Annotated in this window: 3 protein-coding genes and 1 tRNA gene; all 4 read right to left on the reverse strand. The window is 57.9% G+C overall.

What is annotated here, in order from left to right; translation table 11 throughout:
- Positions 1-101 precede the first annotated feature (101 nt).
- A tRNA-Thr gene (locus tag NA637_RS24355) sits at positions 102-177 on the reverse strand.
- 103 nt (positions 178-280) lie between these two features.
- Positions 281-1081 carry a DUF3618 domain-containing protein gene (locus NA637_RS24360; RefSeq protein ID WP_256075112.1) on the reverse strand — a complete coding sequence of 267 codons (801 nt, stop codon included), beginning with the start codon at positions 1079-1081 and terminating at the stop codon, positions 281-283.
- Positions 1078-1530: a phage holin family protein gene (locus tag NA637_RS24365; protein ID WP_256075113.1), complete on the reverse strand. Its 453-nt coding sequence runs from the start codon at positions 1528-1530 to the stop codon at positions 1078-1080. Before NA637_RS24365 ends, NA637_RS24360 begins: the two co-directional genes overlap by 4 nt.
- A complete protein-coding gene (locus NA637_RS24370; protein ID WP_256075114.1) occupies positions 1527-2435 on the reverse strand; it encodes a hypothetical protein in 909 nt (302 codons plus the stop codon). Before NA637_RS24370 ends, NA637_RS24365 begins: the two co-directional genes overlap by 4 nt.
- Positions 2436-3146: the final 711 nt, after the last annotated feature.

Consider the following 3146-nt stretch of genomic DNA (forward strand, 5'->3'; position numbering starts at 1 on the left):
GGGCTATGTGAAATACCGGAGACAACCCGGAAACGTAACCCTGGCGCAACCCCGACCCATAAATGAAAAAGGCCCGCATCGCTGCGAGCCTTTGATTTCAATGGTGCCGGTGAGAGGAGTCGAACCCCCGACCTTCGCATTACGAATGCGCTGCTCTACCTACTGAGCTACACCGGCGCCGAGCGGCGCATTATCGAACTTCGCCGGTGCAGACTCAAGCCCGCGCTGGAGAAACAGACGCTATCACCGATCTGAGTCGACTCGGCGTGGCGCTGCTGCTTTATATACCGGCTGAAGTCGTACCGGTCGAGCCGGAGTTCGAGCGGGTGCCTTCGCTGCTGCTGACGTCCTGCTTGACGCGATTCGCCACCTCTTCACCTGTGGCGGAAGCTTTTTGATAGCCCTCTTCCGCTTTGTGGCGAAGCTGATCGGTCATGCGATCGCTGGCCTCACCGAGCATTTCGTCTTCACGACGGGAAGGCGGAACCGATGCAGCAATCAACGCGCCTATCGCAATACCGATCGCACCAAGAGCCAAGGGCTGTTCCTGCAACAGCTGGTTGAATCCGCCACGCGCCCGGTCTGCACTACCGCGCAGCCTCGCGGATGCCTGACGACTGGAGTCGCTTGCTCGAGTGCGTGCACTGCCCAACGACTCGGAAACGCTCTGACCCATCTGGCTGGCCTTCTCCTTCATGCTGGTGCCCTGCTGCTTGATACCAGCGGTTTTGGCGGACAGCTTGTCACCCATCGACGGACCATTCGGGCCCGTGCTGTAGCCCGCCGTGGTGACGTTGGAGTGAGGCTGGCGATTCTGCCCAGCCATCATCCAGATCAGGCCGATCGAGGTGAGCACGGTCGGCACCGGATTGGCCTTTACCGTATTGCCGAGGTTACTGAAGAACTCGCCACCGCCACCTTTGACGTAGCCCAGCGCGGTATCAATCAACTCACCGGGAGACAGCTTGTTTTCAAGCGCATGAACAATGTTACCGATCTCGGTACGGGTCTGATCGATCTCACGCTCTAGCTCGTCCGGATCCTTTTGCGCTTCGGCATCAATCTGATTACGTGTGCTCATGATGTGTGCCCCTTCACAGCTTCTTTATCCTTGTTGACCGAATGAATGGTGCGCTCCGGCTTGAACGAAGAAGCCTGAAACTTCTTCTTGCCGGACGACACCATGATCAGCCCGATAACCACTACCACGGCGCCGACGATCAGCGCCGCGAGCCAAGGCTCGACCAGATTGCTCAGCCCGTATACGGCCGACATCAACAGCACGATGAATCCGCCGAGAAGCACTGCACCGCCAGTAGCGACGCTGCCGGCACCCGCTTTGGTCGCGCGGATCGACTCGGTCATTTCAGCCTTCGCCAGCGCCAGTTCCTTGGTGATCAAGGATGGTACTTCGTGCGTTAGCTGACGAAGCAGGCCACCTACAGAGGTGTCGTTTTCGGCGCGATGACCGGGCTCCACGGTCGTATTGGCTGTGGAGGTCGTGGTCGTTGTCTTACCTGCTTCACTCATGGGAAAAGTCCTCCGTCGGTACCCTTGCCGTCGCGGCTGGTCGTGGAGCCTGTGCTGCTGGAGCCAGCATTTGGACCAACACCCAACCCACTGCTGGTGTTTGCACCCATGCTGGCGCCTGTCCCGCTGGAACCAGCGCCAAGGCCTGTTCCAACGCCGGTAGCTGAGCCGGTTCCTACAGAGGTTCCGGTGGTCGGCCTGGAAGTGCTGGTTGCAGACGAAACGCCTGCATTGCTAACACTGCCGATAGAGCCCGGTTCACCCGTGCTGAGACGATCGTTTAGCTCATCCTGGTCGGAACTGTGATGGCTGCTGGAGCCAGCAACCGCATGGCTGCTCTGGTGGCCATGATCCCCTTGCGAAGCGCGCTTGCTCGAAGCGCGAGCGAAACGGGTCAGGCCGAAGCCCAACGCCACGCTCCCGGTGAGGAACAGAGCGGGGTTGTTCCGTGCAAGCCGATTCACGTCCTGGAACAGCTCGTCCACGCTCTTGCTACGCAGGCTGTCGGAGAACTGCACCATGCTTTGCGCCAGGTCGGAGACGTAGTTGGACAGCCCGAGACGGTCTTGCCCTTCTAGCTCTTGAGCAGCAGCTTTGGCACTTTGGGCGACTTTATCAATTTCATCAGCTGCGGTTTTCCGATAGCCTTCCAATTGAGATTTGCCCTGGGTTTTCACCTGATCGGCCGCTTGACGGACTTTCGCCTTCGCATCTTCAGCGGCATGGCCGGCTGTGCTTGAGCCTGTACCGGAGCGTTGGGTTGTATTAGAGGTATGGCTTCCACTTGACCCCATGCCTGAACTCGGCGAACTGGTGGCGTTAGAGCCACTGGAACTGGTTGTGGAATTGGGGCCGGTCTTGGGCTGGCCACCGTAACCAGTATTTTCTTCGTCGGGTGTAGTCATTTGATTCACCTGTTTATATGGCTTGGCCGGAAGACCACGGCCCGTAGGAACACAGCAACTGCGGTGAACCGCGAACTGTGTAATGTCGGTGCGCACATATAAGGTGACCGGGGGGTCTTTTCGGAGTTCCGTCGAGTTTGTTGGCCTAAAAGTGCCCCAAAAAAATACGGCAGGGATACAAACATACTTCCTAAAGAGCTGAAGACTACTGGCGATTTGCTCTCAGCTGCGCGCCAACCCGCAGGGTTATGGCATTTAAGCGAATGCGGCGGCATCAATAAACAGAAACAGCGATTTGCTTGCACAGCCGTTCATTCAGCTCGTCTCGATCAAAGAAAGATAGTGCCGACACGTCAGGAGCCGACGAGCTGTCGTAGCCACGCGGTACTACGATGATAAATCCCGGCAACTCGCCAAGGCTGCGGAGTCGGCGCTACTAGATGTTGTCTGAATCCATGTCTGACCGGATGCGCGGCGACGGCCATAGGTTTGCGGGCGCGCTTGGCCAAAAGCCAGTTCTTGGTTGGCGTCACGATCCGCTCCTGGACCAGTACGCTCAGCCAAACAGCCAACCCGACCAACACGGGATAATAGAAAACTGGATTTCATATTCATTGGCTGCTGCTACGCACCCCGCCGCGTCCGTCAAGCAGAGCTCGAAATCGATTGCGGTCAGCATTTCCTGTTACGTCCGCCACCATCTACAGTAGG

This window comes from Stutzerimonas stutzeri (assembly GCF_024448935.1).
GTDB classification, from domain to species: domain Bacteria; phylum Pseudomonadota; class Gammaproteobacteria; order Pseudomonadales; family Pseudomonadaceae; genus Stutzerimonas; species Stutzerimonas stutzeri_AO.

Bases quoted from the DNA above. Each gene is read 5' to 3' on its own strand.
- NA637_RS24360 (WP_256075112.1), bottom strand. From the start codon at position 1,081: ATGAGCACACGTAATCAGATTGATGCCGAAGCGCAAAAGGATCCGGAC.
- NA637_RS24370 (WP_256075114.1), bottom strand. From the start codon at position 2,435: ATGACTACACCCGACGAAGAAAATACTGGTTACGGTGGCCAGCCCAAG.
- NA637_RS24365 (WP_256075113.1), bottom strand. From the start codon at position 1,530: ATGAGTGAAGCAGGTAAGACAACGACCACGACCTCCACAGCCAATACG.